At 67.6% G+C, this 15,157-nt stretch carries 11 protein-coding genes and 2 rRNA genes; 1 reads left to right on the top strand and 12 read right to left on the bottom strand.

Annotation, left to right across the window (positions count from 1 at the left end; all coding sequences use genetic code 11):
* Positions 1–16: 16 nt before the first annotated feature.
* From BLT44_RS06640 to BLT44_RS06595, 10 genes are read right to left on the bottom strand one after another with little or no spacing between them, the layout of a single operon-like run.
* Positions 17–1,000: a site-specific tyrosine recombinase XerD gene (locus BLT44_RS06640; RefSeq protein ID WP_010154818.1), complete on the bottom strand. Its 984-nt coding sequence runs from the start codon at positions 998–1,000 to the stop codon at positions 17–19.
* On the bottom strand, positions 1,000–1,683 hold the full coding sequence (locus tag BLT44_RS06635) for an NUDIX domain-containing protein (protein ID WP_010154819.1): 684 nt from the start codon (positions 1,681–1,683) through the stop codon (positions 1,000–1,002). Before BLT44_RS06635 ends, BLT44_RS06640 begins: the two co-directional genes overlap by 1 nt.
* A complete protein-coding gene (locus BLT44_RS06630; protein ID WP_010154820.1) occupies positions 1,676–3,370 on the bottom strand; it encodes a CTP synthase in 1,695 nt (564 codons plus the stop codon). The genes BLT44_RS06635 and BLT44_RS06630 overlap by 8 nt, the downstream gene beginning before the upstream one ends.
* Before the next feature lie 44 nt (positions 3,371–3,414).
* Complete coding sequence (locus tag BLT44_RS06625) at positions 3,415–4,677, bottom strand: AI-2E family transporter (protein WP_010154821.1); 1,263 nt, start codon at positions 4,675–4,677, stop codon at positions 3,415–3,417.
* A 37-nt stretch (positions 4,678–4,714) separates the two neighbouring features.
* Positions 4,715–6,406: a DNA repair protein RecN gene (gene recN, locus BLT44_RS06620; RefSeq protein ID WP_010154822.1), complete on the bottom strand. Its 1,692-nt coding sequence runs from the start codon at positions 6,404–6,406 to the stop codon at positions 4,715–4,717.
* Positions 6,403–7,329, bottom strand: coding sequence for an NAD kinase (locus BLT44_RS06615; RefSeq protein WP_010154823.1), 927 nt, complete (start codon positions 7,327–7,329; stop codon positions 6,403–6,405). The genes recN and BLT44_RS06615 overlap by 4 nt, the downstream gene beginning before the upstream one ends.
* Positions 7,326–8,264 (bottom strand): TlyA family RNA methyltransferase, encoded by a 939-nt coding sequence (locus tag BLT44_RS06610; RefSeq protein WP_010154824.1) that lies wholly within the window; start codon positions 8,262–8,264, stop codon positions 7,326–7,328. Before BLT44_RS06610 ends, BLT44_RS06615 begins: the two co-directional genes overlap by 4 nt.
* Positions 8,251–8,466, bottom strand: a complete 216-nt coding sequence (locus tag BLT44_RS06605) for a hypothetical protein (protein WP_010154826.1) — start codon at positions 8,464–8,466, stop codon at positions 8,251–8,253. Before BLT44_RS06605 ends, BLT44_RS06610 begins: the two co-directional genes overlap by 14 nt.
* Before the next feature lie 35 nt (positions 8,467–8,501).
* Positions 8,502–9,548: an HAD-IIA family hydrolase gene (locus BLT44_RS06600; protein WP_010154827.1), complete on the bottom strand. Its 1,047-nt coding sequence runs from the start codon at positions 9,546–9,548 to the stop codon at positions 8,502–8,504.
* Entirely contained in the window at positions 9,548–10,633 is a 1,086-nt protein-coding gene (locus tag BLT44_RS06595) for a hypothetical protein (RefSeq protein ID WP_074690042.1), read from the bottom strand. Before BLT44_RS06595 ends, BLT44_RS06600 begins: the two co-directional genes overlap by 1 nt.
* Before the next feature lie 12 nt (positions 10,634–10,645).
* Between BLT44_RS06595 and BLT44_RS06590 the strand changes: the two genes are divergently transcribed.
* On the top strand, positions 10,646–11,650 hold the full coding sequence (locus BLT44_RS06590) for a hypothetical protein (protein ID WP_074690040.1): 1,005 nt from the start codon (positions 10,646–10,648) through the stop codon (positions 11,648–11,650).
* A 5-nt stretch (positions 11,651–11,655) separates the two neighbouring features.
* Here BLT44_RS06590 and rrf read toward each other — a convergent pair.
* A 5S ribosomal RNA gene (gene rrf, locus BLT44_RS06585) occupies positions 11,656–11,772 on the bottom strand.
* Positions 11,773–11,897: 125 nt separating this feature from the next.
* Positions 11,898–15,004: ribosomal RNA gene (locus tag BLT44_RS06580) — 23S ribosomal RNA — on the bottom strand.
* Positions 15,005–15,157: the final 153 nt, after the last annotated feature.

The raw sequence follows: 15,157 nt of genomic DNA, 5'->3' as shown, positions 1-15,157 counted from the left end.
GGTGCGAGCGAGCCGGCTACTTCGCGCGCGGGTGGGCGAGCAGGTAGTGCTCCCGCAGCGTGTCGGCGGTGACCTGCGTGTAGATCTGCGTCGTCGTCACCGAGGCGTGCCCCAGCAGTTCCTGCACAGTGCGCACGTCGGCGCCGCCGGCGAGCAGGTGCGTTGCGAAGGAGTGGCGCAGCGTGTGGGGCGAGACCTCCTGGGCGAGTTCGGCGCGCTCCGCCGCCGCTTTGATCACGAGCCAGGCGCTCTGCCGCGAGAGCCGAGCCCCGCGCGGGCCCACGAACAAGGCGGGGGTGCCGGATCCGCGCGCCGCCATCGCCGGCCGCGCCCGCACGAGGTAGGCGGCGAGCGCCGCCCCCGCGTAGCTGCCGTAGGGCACGATGCGCTGCTTCGCCCCTTTGCCGGTCACCTGCACGAAGCCGCCGTCGCCCAGCGCTGCGACGGGGTCGTGGGCGGCATCCGCGTGGCCGGGCGCGGCCAGCAGGTCGTCGAGGTCGAGGGCGGTGACCTCGCTCACGCGTGCGCCGCTCGCGTACAGCAGCTCGAGCAGTGCGCGGTCGCGGAGGCCCACGGGATCGTCGCCGCCCGCCGCGGCGAGCAGCGCCTCGACGTCGGCGATCGGCAGGGCCTTCGGGAGGCGCTGCGCCCGCTTCGGGGTGCGCACCCCGCTGCCCGCGTGCGTCTCGAGCAGCCCCTCCTCGAACAGGAACCGGTGCATGCTGCGCACGGTCGAGAGTCGGCGCGTGATGGACGCGGCCGCGAGCGGCGGCCGCTCCGCTCCGTCATCGCCGGTCTGCGGGCTGGCGAGCTCGGCGACGTAGGCGGAGAGGGTCTCCGGGGTGACGCTGCCGAGGTCGGGCACCCCGCGACGCTCGAGCCATGCGGCGTACGCGGCGAGGTCGCGCCGGTAGGCGGATCGACTGTTGGCCGAGAGCCCGAGTTCGAGCGCGACGTGGCGCAGAAACCGCTCCGTTCCCTGCGCGACGCTGAGCGGCATCAGTGCGAGAGCTCTCCCCGCACGGCGTCGCGACCGCTCCACGGCAGCTCGGGATCGCGCAGCGTGCGCCAGCCCCGGGCGCGGGCGGCGGCGGCGGCGAGCACGGCGTTCGCCGTCACGGTGTTCTGCATACGACCGTCGAGCACCGCGTCCACCGCCGCGTCGAGCGGCACCCACTGCGGATGCAGTTCGGCCTCCTCCTCGGAGCGTACGTAATCGTGCTCGACGGGCGACAGGCCGCGCGCTGCGAAGATGCGCATCGCCTCGGTGGAGCTGCCGGGGGCGAGGAATACGTCGAGCAGCAGATGCCAGTGCTCGGCCTGCAGGTCGACCTCCTCGGCGAGCTCGCGCTGCGCGCCGGCGAGCCCCGATTCGCCCGCGACGTCCATCAACCCGGCCGGGATCTCCCATAGGCGGTGCCCGGTGGAGTGCCGGTACTGCTTGATGAGGAGCACACGATCCTCATCGTCGATGGCGAGCACGGACACGGCGCCCGTGTGGTCGAGGTACTCCCGCTCGAGCTCCGCGCCCGCGAACTCGAAGCGATCGCGCCGCATGTTCCACACGGCGCCGTGGGCGAGCACGGTGCTCTCCTCCACTCGCACGTCGTCGGCGCGCTCGTCGGCGAGGTCGCCGAACGCGTCAGCGCCCTCGCGCGGCGTCGCGCCGACGACGTCACTCACCGTTGTCGACCTCGAACAGCTGGGCGGCGTCGCGACGGTGGATCGCGGCCTCGACGAGCCCGGCGAACAGCGGGTGCGGCGTGCCGGGGCGCGAGCGCAGCTCGGGGTGCGCCTGCGTCGCGATGTAGAACGGGTGCACGTCGGTCGGCAGCTCGACGTACTCCACGAGGGCGCCGTCGGGGCTGGTGCCCGAGAACGAGAGGCCCGAGGCGCCGATCTCGTCGCGGTAGCGGTTGCTGACCTCGTAGCGGTGGCGGTGGCGCTCGGTCGCGGTGGGGGCCCCGTAGAGCGATGCCGCGAGCGACCCGTCGGCGAGCGCCGCCTCGTACAGGCCGAGCCGCATGGTGCCGCCGAGGTCGCCGCCGTCGATGATGTCGACCTGCTCGGCCATCGTGGCGATGACCGGAACCGGGGTCTCCGGGTCGAACTCGGTGGACGACGCCCCCTCGAGGCCGGTCACGTTGCGGGCGTACTCGATCACCATGCACTGCAGGCCGAGGCAGAGGCCGAGCGTCGGGATGTGGTTCTCGCGGGCGAAGCGCAGGGCGCCGAGCTTGCCCTCGATGCCGCGGATGCCGAAGCCGCCGGGCACGCAGATGCCGTCGACGTCGCCGAGCGCTTCGAGCGCTCCCTCCGGCGTCTGGCAGCTGTCGGAGGGCACCCATCGGATGTTGACCTTCGTCGAGTGCGCGAAGCCGCCGGCGCGCAGCGCCTCGGTGACCGAGAGGTAGGCGTCGGGCAGATCGATGTACTTGCCGACGAGCGCGAGCGTCACCTCGCCCTTCGGGTGGTGCACGGCGTCGAGCACGGGCTGCCAGCCCGCCCAGTCGACGTCGTTCGAGCGGTCGGCGAGCCCGAGGTTCTGGACGATGATGCTGTCGAGGCTCTGGTCGTGCAGCAGCTGCGGCAGGTCGTAGATGCTCGGCACGTCGATCGCGTTCACCACGGCATCCTCGTCGACGTCGCACATCAGCGCGATCTTGCGGAGGTTGTCGTCGGTGACCGGCCGGTCGCTGCGGAGCACGAGGGCGTCGGGCTGGATGCCGATCGAGCGCAGCGCAGCGACGGAGTGCTGGGTCGGCTTCGTCTTCTGCTCGCCCGAGGCGCCCATGAAGGGCACGAGCGAGACGTGCACGAAGAAGACGTTTCCGCGCCCCAGCTCGTGGCGCACCTGGCGCGCCGCCTCGAGGAAGGGCTGCGATTCGATGTCGCCGACCGTGCCGCCGACCTCCGTGATGATCACGTCTGGGCGCGGCGTCTCGGACGCCTGCAGCCGCATGCGCCGTTTGATCTCGTTAGTGATGTGCGGAATCACCTGCACGGTGTCGCCGAGATACTCGCCGCGGCGCTCCTTGGCGATGACGGTCGAGTAGATCTGGCCCGTGGTCACGTTCGCGGCCTGGGAGAGGTCGATGCCCAGGAATCGCTCGTAGTGGCCGATGTCGAGGTCGGTCTCAGCACCGTCGTCGGTCACGAAGACCTCGCCGTGCTGGAAGGGGTTCATGGTGCCCGGATCCACGTTCAGATAGGGATCAAGCTTCTGCATGACGACGTGCAATCCGCGCGCTGTCAGCAGGTTTCCGAGACTGGCGGCGGTGAGGCCCTTGCCCAGCGAGGAGACGACACCCCCGGTCACGAAGATGTGTTTGGTGATTCCGGCCTGGTCCGCGCTCTGCTCTGTTCCCACGGGCTTCAATCCTATCAGTTCGATTCGTTCACTGGTGCGCGGGTTCAGCGCAGTTCCTGGCGGGGCACCCACACCTGCTTGATGATCATCAGCAGGGCGGCCGTCACGGGGATCGCGACGAGGGCGCCGAGCAGCCCGAGGAGCGTGCCGCCGGCGAGCGCGCCGATCACGACGAGCGCGCCGGGCACGGAGACGACGCGGTTCATCACGCGCGGGGTGAGCAGGTACGACTCGACCTGCATGTAGATCAGGTAGTAGATCGCGGCGATGATCGCGGTCGTCGGGTCGTTGAAGAGGGCCACGACGGTGACGAGCACGGTCGCGACGACCGATCCGATCAGCGGGATGAGCGCGAGGAAGAAGACCCCCACCGCCACGAGGCCCGCGAACGGGACGTCGACGATCGTCATCATGACGAATCCGAGCACCGCGTTGATGAACGCGAGGATGACCATGCCGTTGACGTACCCGCCGACCGACTTCGTCACCTGCTCCGTGATGTCCATCACCTTCGCGCGGCCCGATCTCGGCACGAGCGAGTAGAAGGCGCGCTTCATCGATCGCAGCGAGGCGAGGAAGTAGAGGGTCAGTATGAGCACGATGAGGCCGGCCGTCAGCCCGTTGGCGACGCCGATGCCCGCCTGCCACACGCCGCCGGCGACCTGCGCCCAGTTCTCGGGATTGCTCACGAAGTCCTGCCCGATCGCGAGGAGCTGGTCGAAGTCGATGAACTTGCCGAACCGCTCGTTGAGATCCTCGAACCAGGGCTGCCGCATGATGTCGCGCACGAGCCAGGGTGCGCTGCGCACGAGCAGCGTGATCTGGTTCGCGATCATCGGGATGACGAGCGCGAGCAGCCCGGCGATGATCGCCACGAAGCCGCTGAAGACGACGGCGATGCCGATCGGCCGCTTCAGGCCGCGTCGCTGCAGCGCGCGCACCACCGGGTCGAGGCTGAGCGCGACGAACAGCGCGGAGGCCACGTACATGATGATCGTCGTGAGCTGCTGGATCATGCCGCCGAAGAGCAGGGCGACGAGCACGCCGAGCGTGATGGTGAATCCGAGCTGGAACGGCCCCCGGATCACGAATTCGCGCGTGCGCGCTTTCGCCCGCTCCTCGCGGGCGTCGACGGCGGCTTCGCGCGCGTCTCGGTACATCTCGCGCGTCTCGGCGTCCATCTGCTCGAGGTCGGCGTGCTTCACATCGGGGTGCGTATCCAGGTACGCCGCCTTCGTCGCCGCGTCATCGCTGATATCGGGCTTCCCCGCGCCGCGGGCGCTCAGCCGGCCGAACCACTTCACCATGTGTGGAGCGTAGCAGTGACCGCGGACGCTGCTGCGCTCACACGGACTCGCGCAGCGACAGCAGTTCGGCGGCGTGCTCGAGCGCGCTCTCGGAGTCGCTCAGCCCGGAGAGCAGACGCGCCATCTCGGCGAGCCGCGCGTCCCCGTCGAGGCGCCGGCAGCTGCTCTCGGTGAAGCCCCCGGCCGAATCCTTCACGACCTGCAGGTGGTTCGACGCGAAGGCGGCGACCTGCGCGAGGTGGGTGACCACGATGACCTGCGACGTGCGGGAGAGCCGTGCGAGGCGACGACCGATCTCGATCGCCGCGGCGCCGCCGACACCTGCGTCGACCTCGTCGAAGACAAAGGTCGGCACGGGGTCGACTGCGGCTACGACGACTTCGAGCGCCAGCATCACGCGGGAGAGCTCGCCCCCGGAGGCGGTCTTCGCGATGGGTCGCGGGGCGGCGCCGGGATGCGGGCTCAGCAGCAGCTGCACGTCGTCGCCACCGGATGAGCCGAGCGCGGGCGACTCCGCCACGTCGACTACGAACTCGGCGTCGGGGAGCGCGAGCTGGCGCAGTTCTGCGGTGACGAGCTGCGACAGGCGCGCGGCCGCTTCGGTGCGCTGCTCCGTCAGGCGCGCGGCGAGCGCGCGCTCCCGCTCGGTCTCGGCGTCCAGGCGCTCCGCGAGCTCGTCGACCAGTCCGCCGTCGCAGTCGAGCTCGGCGAGGCGCTCGGCCGCCGCCTCCGCGGTCGCGATCACGGCGGCGCTGTCGGCGCCGTACAGCCGGAACAGTCCGTTCAGCGCGGCGAGCCGGTCGTTCGCCCGCGCCAGTTCCCCGGGCCCTTCCTCGTCGAGGTCGCCCGCGTAGGCCGCGAGCTCCGTCGCGGCGTCCGCGATCTGGAAGCTCACGCCGCGCAGTGTCTCGAGCACGGCCGCGAGCCGCGGGTCGAAGTTGGCGACGCGCTCGAGCTCGCGCACGGCCTCGTCGACGAGACCTCCCGCGTCGCGCGCGAGCGGGTCGTCCGATTCGCTGGCGAGCGCCTCGTGCGCCGCCGATGTCGAGGCGCGGAGTGCCTCGACGTTGCTCAGCAGCTCGATGCGGGCGGCGAGCTCGGCCTCCTCCCCCGCCTGCGGGTCGACCGCCGCGATCTCGTCGAGCTCCGCCCGCAGTCGCGCGGCCTCGGCGGCGCGCTCGTCGCGCGTCTCGGTCAGCTCGCGCACGCGCTCGCTCAGCAGCTGGCGCTCGCGGTGGCTGACGCGGTATTCCGCGAGCGTCTCCGCGATGGCCGCCCCTCCGAAGCGATCCAGCGTGTCCCGCTGCGCCGCGGCCGATTTGAGGCGCAGCTGCTCGGACTGGCCGTGCACGGCGAACAGGCGATCGGCCAGACGGCCGAGGCTGCCGACGGGGGCGCTCGCGCCGCCGACGCCCGCGCGGCTGCGCCCTTCGGCGCTCACCGTGCGGCTGAGCACGAGCTCGTCGTCCTCGATCTCGCCGCCCAGCTCGTCGACGATGTCGGCGACCGCAGGGTCGGCGGTGCGCACGATGCCGTGCACGCGCGCCTGCGACGCACCGGCGCGCACGGCTCCCGCGTCGCTCCGCTCGCCCATCAGCAGCCCGAGCGCGCTGACGACCATGGTCTTGCCCGCGCCGGTCTCACCCGTGATCGCGGTGAACCCCGGGCCGAGCGGCACCGTCGAGTCGACGATCACGCCGAGATCCCGGATTCTGAGTTCTTCGATCATGCGACCTCCCCACCGCGTCGGCTGCCGCGCCATCCCGACGTCGGCAGGTGGAACTTGCGAACGAGCCGGTCGGAGAAGACGCCGGCATTCAAGCGTGCCAGCTTCACCGACTCCGCGGATCGGCTCACCGTCACCACGGAACCCGCCGGCAGCTCGGTGCGCCGCCGACCGTCGCACCACAGCACCCCGGGGCCGATGTTCTCGGGCAGAATGCGCACGCGCAGCTCCGAGTCGGTGCCGGTGACGAGCGGGCGGTCGAACAGCGCGTGAGCGGCGATCGGCACGATGAGCATCGCCTGCACGGTCGGCCACACGATCGGGCCGCCGGCGGAGAAGGCGTACGCCGTCGAACCGGTGGGGGTGGCGAGCACGACTCCGTCGCAGGCGAACGTCGATATGGGCCGGCTGTCGACTCCGATCTCCACTTCGAGCATGCGGCGCTGCTTCTCGACGCTCGCCTCGTTGAGCGCCCAGGTGTCGGCGATCAGCCGCCCGTCGAGCGTCGCCCGCACGTCGACGGTGAGGCGCTCTTCGACGGTGTAGTCGCGTCGCAGCACCCGGTCGATGGTCGTCGTGAGGTCGAAGCTCTCCATCTCGGCCAAGAAGCCGACGTGGCCGAGATTCACACCGACGATCGGGCATTCCGATCCGCGCAGCAGTTCGGCGGCGCGCAGGATCGTGCCGTCGCCGCCGAGCACGATGGCGGCTTCGAGCTCGGTCACCGCGGCGTCGGCGCCCAGCAGGGCGGTGCGCTCGACCTCCAGGTGCGGGGCGAAGTCTGCGCGATCCTGCGCGTCGAACACGGGTACGACGTCGGCTTCGAGCATCGCCGTCACCGCCTCGACGGTCGCGGCCACCGCCTCGTCGCGGTGCGTGTGCGAGACGATCAGGATCCGCCGCGGTTCGTCGAGCTGCATGCTCATCGCCCTTCGTCCACTCGTGCTCGGTCGGTCGTCGCTCGCGCTTCGCGGGCTCCGGTGAGCTCGGCGATGCGCGACTCCCATTCTGTCGGAACCGCCTCGCCGGCGCGCACGAAGCCGCCGAGGAATTCGCGATTCCCGTGTGCACCCGTCACCGGGGAGGCCGCGAGGCCGCTCAGCGCGAACCCGTGCTCCTCCGCGGCGCGCTGCACGCCGAGCACCGCGTCGCGCCACTGCTCGGGGGCGGTGACGACGCCGTCCTTCACACGGCCCACCTCGAACTGCGGCTTGATGAGCAGCACGAGCTGCGCGTCGGGAGCGGCGCACGCGGCGATCGCGGGCAGCACGAGGCGCAGCGAGATGAACGACAGGTCCGCCACCACGAGCGTGGGCGGCTCGGTCACCCCAGTGTCGGCGACGAGGTTCGCCGGCGTGAGCTCGCGTGCATTGCGGCCCTCGACGAGCTTGACGCGCGGATCGTCGCGCAGCTCGGCCGCGAGCTGGTCGTGGCCGACGTCGATGGCGAGCACGGCGCGAGCGCCGCGTTCGAGCAGCACCTGCGTGAAGCCGCCGGTCGAGGCCCCGAGATCGAGCGCGATGCGGCCGGCGGGGTCGACGCCGAACTCCTCGAGCGCTGCGAGCAGCTTGTGCGCGGCTCGGCCGACGTAGTGATCGTCGTCGGCGACCGTCACGAGATCGCCCGATGCGACGCGCACTCCCGGCTTCGGCGCGGCGGCACCGTTGACCGACACCCGGCCGGCTCCGATGAGCTCCGCCGCCCGGCTGCGCGATCGTGCGAGTCCGAGCTGCGGCAGCACCCGGTCGAGACGCTCGGCGTCGCCCGCCCACACCGCGCGTCGCTCGGCGTGCGGCAGCCCCGCGGCGTGCGGCAGCCTCGCGACGCCCGGGCCGTCCGCCCGCGGATCACGCCCCGCCATGATCACCCCGCTGGAGCTCGGCGAGCAGCTCGTCGTGCAACTGCTCGAACTGCGCGGCCCGCTGCGGCAGCGGCTGGGACTCGATCAGCTCGATGCGGCTCACGAGGCCGTCGACCTCCGCCTCCGCGCCGACGGCGCCCCGGGCGCGCTCGTGCGCCGCCGTGTCGCGGTGCTCGCTCTCACTCCGGTCGGTCTCGCCCATGCGTCAAGCCTAGCGAGCACCGCCGACACGCCGGCTCAGGCCGCGCGCCAGTGATCCTCGTACAGCGCCTCCGGCACCTTGAGCCCGTAGATCGCGAGCCCCGATGCCCAGATCGCCGCGCACCCCGCCCGGAGCAGATTGATCGCGGAATCCCCCTCGGCGACGACCGAGGCGATGTGGCCGTCCATGCGCACCTTCGCGGTGCCGACCTGCATGGTGCCGTCCTTCAACTGCTCCGTCGACGGGTACGGTTCGTGCAGCTCCGACAGCGAAGCGACGATGTAGTCGGGCCGCATGTCCTGCGAGGCAGCGATGAGCTGCTTCGGGCGGTCGACGCCGGTCAGCACGTGCAGCGACGGGATGCCGGCCGCGACGGCGCCCTTGATGTCCGTGTCGAGGCGATCCCCGATCATGAGCGCGTTGCGCGTGCCGAAGCGCTCGAAGGCCGCTTCGAAGATCGGCGTCTCCGGCTTCCCGGCGAAGACCGGCAGCCGCTGCACCGCGGTGTGCACCGCGGAGACGAGCGTTCCGTTGCCCGGCGCCAGACCGCGCGCTACGGGAATCGTCCAGTCGGTGTTGGTCGCGATCCAGGGAAGCGGCTCGCGCCCCGGCTCCTCAGCCAGGGCGAAGGCGGCCTCCGCCAGATGCGCCCAGCCGACCTCGGGGGCGAAGCCCTGCACGACGGCGGCCGGATCCTCATCGGCGCTTCGCGTCACCTCGAAGCCCGCCTTGCCCAGCTCGTCGACGAGGCCGTCGCCGCCGATCACCAGCACCCGGGATCCCGGTGCCACCGTCTGCCGCAGCAGCGTCACCGCGGCCTGGGGCGACGTGACGATCTCGTGAGCCTGCGTCTGCAGCCCCAGCTCGCGCAGGTGCGCCGCCACGGTCTCGTCTGTGCGCGATGCGTTGTTCGTCACGTAGCCGACGCGCACGGCCTGCGACGCCCGGTTCAGCTCCTCCACGGCGTGCGGGATCGCGTGCGGCCCCCGGTAGATCACGCCGTCGAGGTCCGCGAGCAGCAGCTCGCGACCCTCGATCGGCGCTGCGCCGAGCGCGGTGGATCGTCTGCCGAACAGCCCCATCAGTCGCGCCGCTCCGCATCCGCGTCCGGCTCGTCGCCGTCGGCTGCGGCCTCGGCTGCTCCGTCGGCGTCAGCGCCGGCGCCCGCGTCCCGGTCCGACTCGCCGCCGATGATTCCCGCTGCGGCGAGCAGTTCGTCGACCTCGTCCTCGATCGACATCTCCGCATCCGCCGCCGAGGCGGCTTCAGCGCCGGGCTCCCCCGCGGCGACCTCGTCGGCGGCATCGCCGAAGCCACCGTCGGCGTCATCGTCGGCTGCTTCATCGGCGGCCTCGTCCGCTGTCTCGCGAGCGACGGCTGCGCCATCGGCCGCGTCGGGATCGACGGCCTGGAATTCGCCGATCACCTCCTCCGCGGCCTCGCTCTCCAGCTCCGCCTCGCGCTCATCGTCGATCTCGTCCTCGTAGACCTCGAAGACTTCGAGCTCATCGAGCGATCCGTGGTGCGCCTGCAGCGCCCGCGCGGCGCGCTCGGCGTGCGCCAACCACTGCGCCGCCTCCCTCGACCGGCCGAGGTCTTCGAGCACCGCCGAGTACGCGGCGAACAGGTCGGGGCTCCACGAGAACGCCTTCGACGGGTTGAGCTCGGGAATCTCGAGTTCGAACAGCGCCTGCTGCGTCTGCCCGAGGTCGAGCCTGGCCCCCGACATCGCGATCGCGAGATGCACGCGCTGCTCCGTGTCGAGACGCGAAGCGTCCACGTCGAGCCCGGTCTCGATGGCCTTGTCGGGCCGGCCGAGGCCGCGCTCGCAGTCCACCATGAGCGAGACGTGCCCGTCGAGGCCGCTCAACCGCCGGTACGTGCGCAGCTCGCGGAGGGCGAGCGCGAAGTCGCCCGTGCGGTACGCCGTGATCGCGAGCGTCTCGCGTGCCACGGGAATGCGGCCCGCACGACGGTTCGCCGAGAGGGCGTGCTGGTGCGCGAGCTCGGGATCGTCGTCGATGAGGAAGGCCACCATCGCCAGGTGCCGCGCGACGCGCTCCTGCACATCGGCCTGCAGGGTCTTCAGCTCATTGCGCGCCGAAGGGTGCAGATCCTTCGGCTCGACCTCATCGGGGAGCACGGGGTCGCGGTGGTCCGAGCGCACCGGGCGCAGCTCGTGCTGCAGCCGTTCGGCCTCGGTGAACGTGCGGTCGCGACCGCCGCGATCGCTCCGGCCCGCACCGCGGGTGCCGCCGCGGCCGTAGGCGGGCGCAGCATCGCGCTGCGGACGGCGATCGTCGCGGTCGCCGTACTCCCGGCGCGGAGGGCGGTCGCCGCGGTCGCCGCGGTCGTCGCGACGGGGCGAGCGGAAGTCTCGATCGTCGCGACGCGGACGACGGTCATCCCGGTCGCCGTACTGCGGACGGCGGTTGTCGCGGTCGCCGAACTCACGGCGCGGTCCGCGATCGTCGCGCTGCGGACGGCGGTTGTCGCGGTCGCCGAACTCACGGCGCGGTCCGCGATCCTCGCGCTGCGGGCGACGATCATCCCGGTCGCCGTACTGCGGGCGGCGGTTGTCGCGGTCGCCGAACTCACGGCGCGGTCCGCGATCGTCGCGGTTGCCGTTCTGCGGGCGGCGATCGTTATCGCGTTGCGGACGCCGGTCGCCATCGCGCTGCGGACGACGATCGCCATCGCGCTGCGGACGGCGGTCGCCATCGCGCTGCGGACGCCGGTCACCATCGCGGTGGTCGAAGCTCCGCCGCGGTCCGCGGTCGTCGCGGTTGCCGTACTGCGGACGCCGATCGCCATCGCGCTGCGGACGCCGATCGCCATCGCGCTGCGGACGCCGGTCACCATCGCGCTGCGGTCGCCGGTCGCCATCACGCTGCGGACGCCGGTCGCCATCGCGGTCGTCGAAGCTCCGCCGCGAACCGCGGTCATCGCGGTTGCCGTAATCCGGGCGGCGCCGATCGCCGTCGTTCGCAGGTCCAGGGCCGCGCCCGTTCCGATCGCCGTCTCCGCGCTGTTTCCGGGGTCCACGATCCGAGAAGTCGTTCCGACCGGGTCGTTCGTTCATAGGAAGCCTCCGAAGATCAGCGCTGTTGAAATGTCGATAACAAGCGAAAGGGCCGCACAATGTGAGCCAGCATTGGCTCTCACTGTACGACCCTTTCTGTAAAAGGTGTCCGGCGGTGTCCTACTCTCCCACAAGGTCCCCCTTGCAGTACCATCGGCGCAGTCAGTCTTAGCTTCCGGGTTCGGAATGTGACCGGGCGTTTCCCTGACGCTATAGCCGCCGTAACTCTATTCACATATGACCACACCCACCCCAAGGGTGGCTGCGTGGCCGTACGTCTAGAACCACAAAGTGGACGCGAAACAATCGTTACAAACACACATCATGCCCCACCACAAAAGGGTGGGAAGAAATCAAGTCATCGGCTTATTAGTACCAGTCAGCTCCACACATTACTGCGCTTCCACATCTGGCCTATCAACCCAGTAATCTACTGGGAGCCTCACACACACAAGGTGTACGGAGATCTCATCTCGAGGCCGGCTTCCCGCTTAGATGCTTTCAGCGGTTATCCATCCCGAACGTAGCCAACCAGCCATGCCCTTGGCAGAACAACTGGCACACCAGAGGTCCGTCCAACCCGGTCCTCTCGTACTAGGGTCAGATCCTCTCAAATCTCCAACGCGCGCAGAGGATAGGGACCGAACTGTCTCACGACGTTCTAAACCCAGCTCGCGTACCGCTTTAATGGGCGAACAGCCCAACCCTTGGGACCAACTCCAGCCCCAGGATGCGACGAGCCGACATCGAGGTGCCAAACCATGCCGTCGATATGGACTCTTGGGCAAGATCAGCCTGTTATCCCCGAGGTACCTTTTATCCGTTGAGCGACAGCGCTTCCACAAGCCACTGCCGGATCACTAGTCCCGACTTTCGTCCCTGCTCGACCTGTCAGTCTCACAGTCAAGCTCCCTTGTGCACTTACACTCGCCACCTGATTGCCAACCAGGTTGAGGGAACCTTTGGGCGCCTCCGTTACTTTTTGGGAGGCAACCGCCCCAGTTAAACTACCCACCAGGCACTGTCCCAGAACCCGATCAGGGTCCGTAGTTAGATATCCAATATGACCAGAGTGGTATTTCAACAACGACTCCACCCAAACTAGCGTCTGAGCTTCACAGTCTCCCACCTATCCTACACAAGCCACACCGAACACCAATACCAAGCTGTAGTAAAGGTCACGGGGTCTTTCCGTCCTTCTGCGCGTAACGAGCATCTTTACTCGTACTGCAATTTCGCCGAGTTCACGGTGGAGACAGCTGGGAAGTCGTTACGCCATTCGTGCAGGTCGGAACTTACCCGACAAGGAATTTCGCTACCTTAGGATGGTTATAGTTACCACCGCCGTTTACTGGGGCTTAAATTCAAAGCTTCGACCCGAAAGTCTAACCTCTCCTCTTAACCTTCCAGCACCGGGCAGGCGTCAGTCCGTATACATCCACTTGCGTGTTAGCACGGACCTGTGTTTTTAGTAAACAGTCGCTTCCCACTGGTCTCTGCGGCCACCACACCCTTTCCGGAGTAAATCCGTATAAGTGGATGGCCCCCCTTCTCCCGAAGTTACGGGGGCATTTTGCCGAGTTCCTTCACCATGATTATCTCGATCTCCTGAGTATTCTCTACCTGACCACCTGAGTCGGTTTGGGGTACGGGCAACAGCAAACCTCACGTCGATGCTTTTCTTGGCAGCATAGGATCACCTGCTTCCCCTAACGGGTCCGCATCATGTCTCACCCAAAGCCGAAAACTATTCATAATCGACGGGCTACACATTTACACCGGGACAACCATCGCCCGGCACAGGCTACCTTCCTGCGTCACACCTCACGCTCACCACCCCAGTTCGGGTTCGCAACCGCCACCCGCACATCACCCGAAGGATCCGTAACAGGCTTTGGATAGCTGAGCACTACTGGTTAGGTCTTTGACGGTTTACCGCCGGTACGGGAATATCAACCCGTTGTCCATCGACTACGCCTGTCGGCCTCGCCTTAGGTCCCGACTTACCCAGGGAAGATTAGCTTGACCCTGGAACCCTTGGTCTTCCGGAGGACGGGTTTCTCACCCGTCTTTCGCTACTCATGCCTGCATTCTCACTCGTGTAGCATCCACGACTGGTTCACACCGCCGCTTCACTCGCCACACGACGCTCTCCTACCCATCCATACGGCTGGACCACGAAGGCCTACCTGTTATATGAATGCCACAACTTCGGTGGCGTGCTTGAGCCCCGTTACATTGTCGGCGCGGAATCACTTGACCAGTGAGCTATTACGCACTCTTTCAAGGGTGGCTGCTTCTAAGCCAACCTCCTGGTTGTCACAGCAACTCCACATCCTTTTCCACTTAGCACGCGCTTTGGGACCTTAGTTGGTGATCTGGGTTGTTTCCCTCTCGACTATGAAGCTTATCCCCCACAGTCTCACTGCTGCGCTCTCACTTACCGGCATTCGGAGTTTAGCTGACGTCAGTAACCTTGTAGGGCCCATCGGCCATCCAGTAGCTCTACCTCCGGCAAGAAACACGCAACGCTGCACCTAAATGCATTTCGGAGAGAACCAGCTATCACGAAGTTTGATTGGCCTTTCACCCCTATCCACAGCTCATCCCCTCAGTTTTCAACCTAAGTGGGTTCGGTCCTCCACGACGTCTTACCGTCGCTTCAACCTGGCCATGGATAGATCACTTCGCTTCGGGTCTAGGACATGCGACTGAACCGCCCTATTCAGACTCGCTTTCGCTACGGCTACCCCACACGGGTTAACCTCGCCACATATCGCTAACTCGCAGGCTCATTCTTCAAAAGGCACGCCGTCACAGATACAAAGCCTGCTCCGACGGATTGTAAGCAAACGGTTTCAGGTACTATTTCACTCCCCTCCCGGGGTACTTTTCACCTTTCCCTCACGGTACTAGTCCGCTATCGGTCATCTGGAAGTATTTAGGCTTATCAGGTGGTCCTGACAGATTCACACGGGATTTCTCGGGCCCCGTGCTACTTGGGATACACACCACGCGGTAAAACCATTTCGGATACGGGACTCTCACCCACTCCGGTCGCCCATTCCAAGGCGTTCTCCTATAGCTTCACTCTCACGCTCGAAGGAAAGCAGCCCTTCACGGCACGTCCCACAACCCCGACCATGCAACCCCTGCTCGGTATCACACATGACCGGTTTAGCCTGATCCGGTTTCGCTCGCCACTACTCCCGGAATCACTATTGTTTTCTCTTCCTGTGGGTACTGAGATGTTTCACTTCCCCACGTTCCCTCTACCCGCCCTATATATTCAGGCGGGAGTCACCAGGTACGCACGCGCCCTGGCGGGGTTTCCCCATTCGGAAATCCTCGAATCACAGCCCGTTTATCGGCTCCCCGAGGCTTATCGCAGATTACTACGTCCTTCTTCGGCTCCAGATGCCAAGGCATCCACCGTTTGCTCTTAGAAACTTGAAATCACATACATATGTTTGAAACACACACACCCCCCCGCAAACGGGACGGCATGTGCGACCAATGAAATTATTAGTATCAGCAGCACCACACCACACACACCCCCACACCCCAAAAGAGTGATCCGGTATCCATGATCTGACACTGCAAGATGCT

Origin of the sequence: Leucobacter chromiiresistens, assembly GCF_900102345.1 — a bacterium.
GTDB lineage: Bacteria > Actinomycetota > Actinomycetes > Actinomycetales > Microbacteriaceae > Leucobacter > Leucobacter chromiiresistens.
This window is presented reverse-complemented; position numbering and strand designations above follow the sequence as displayed.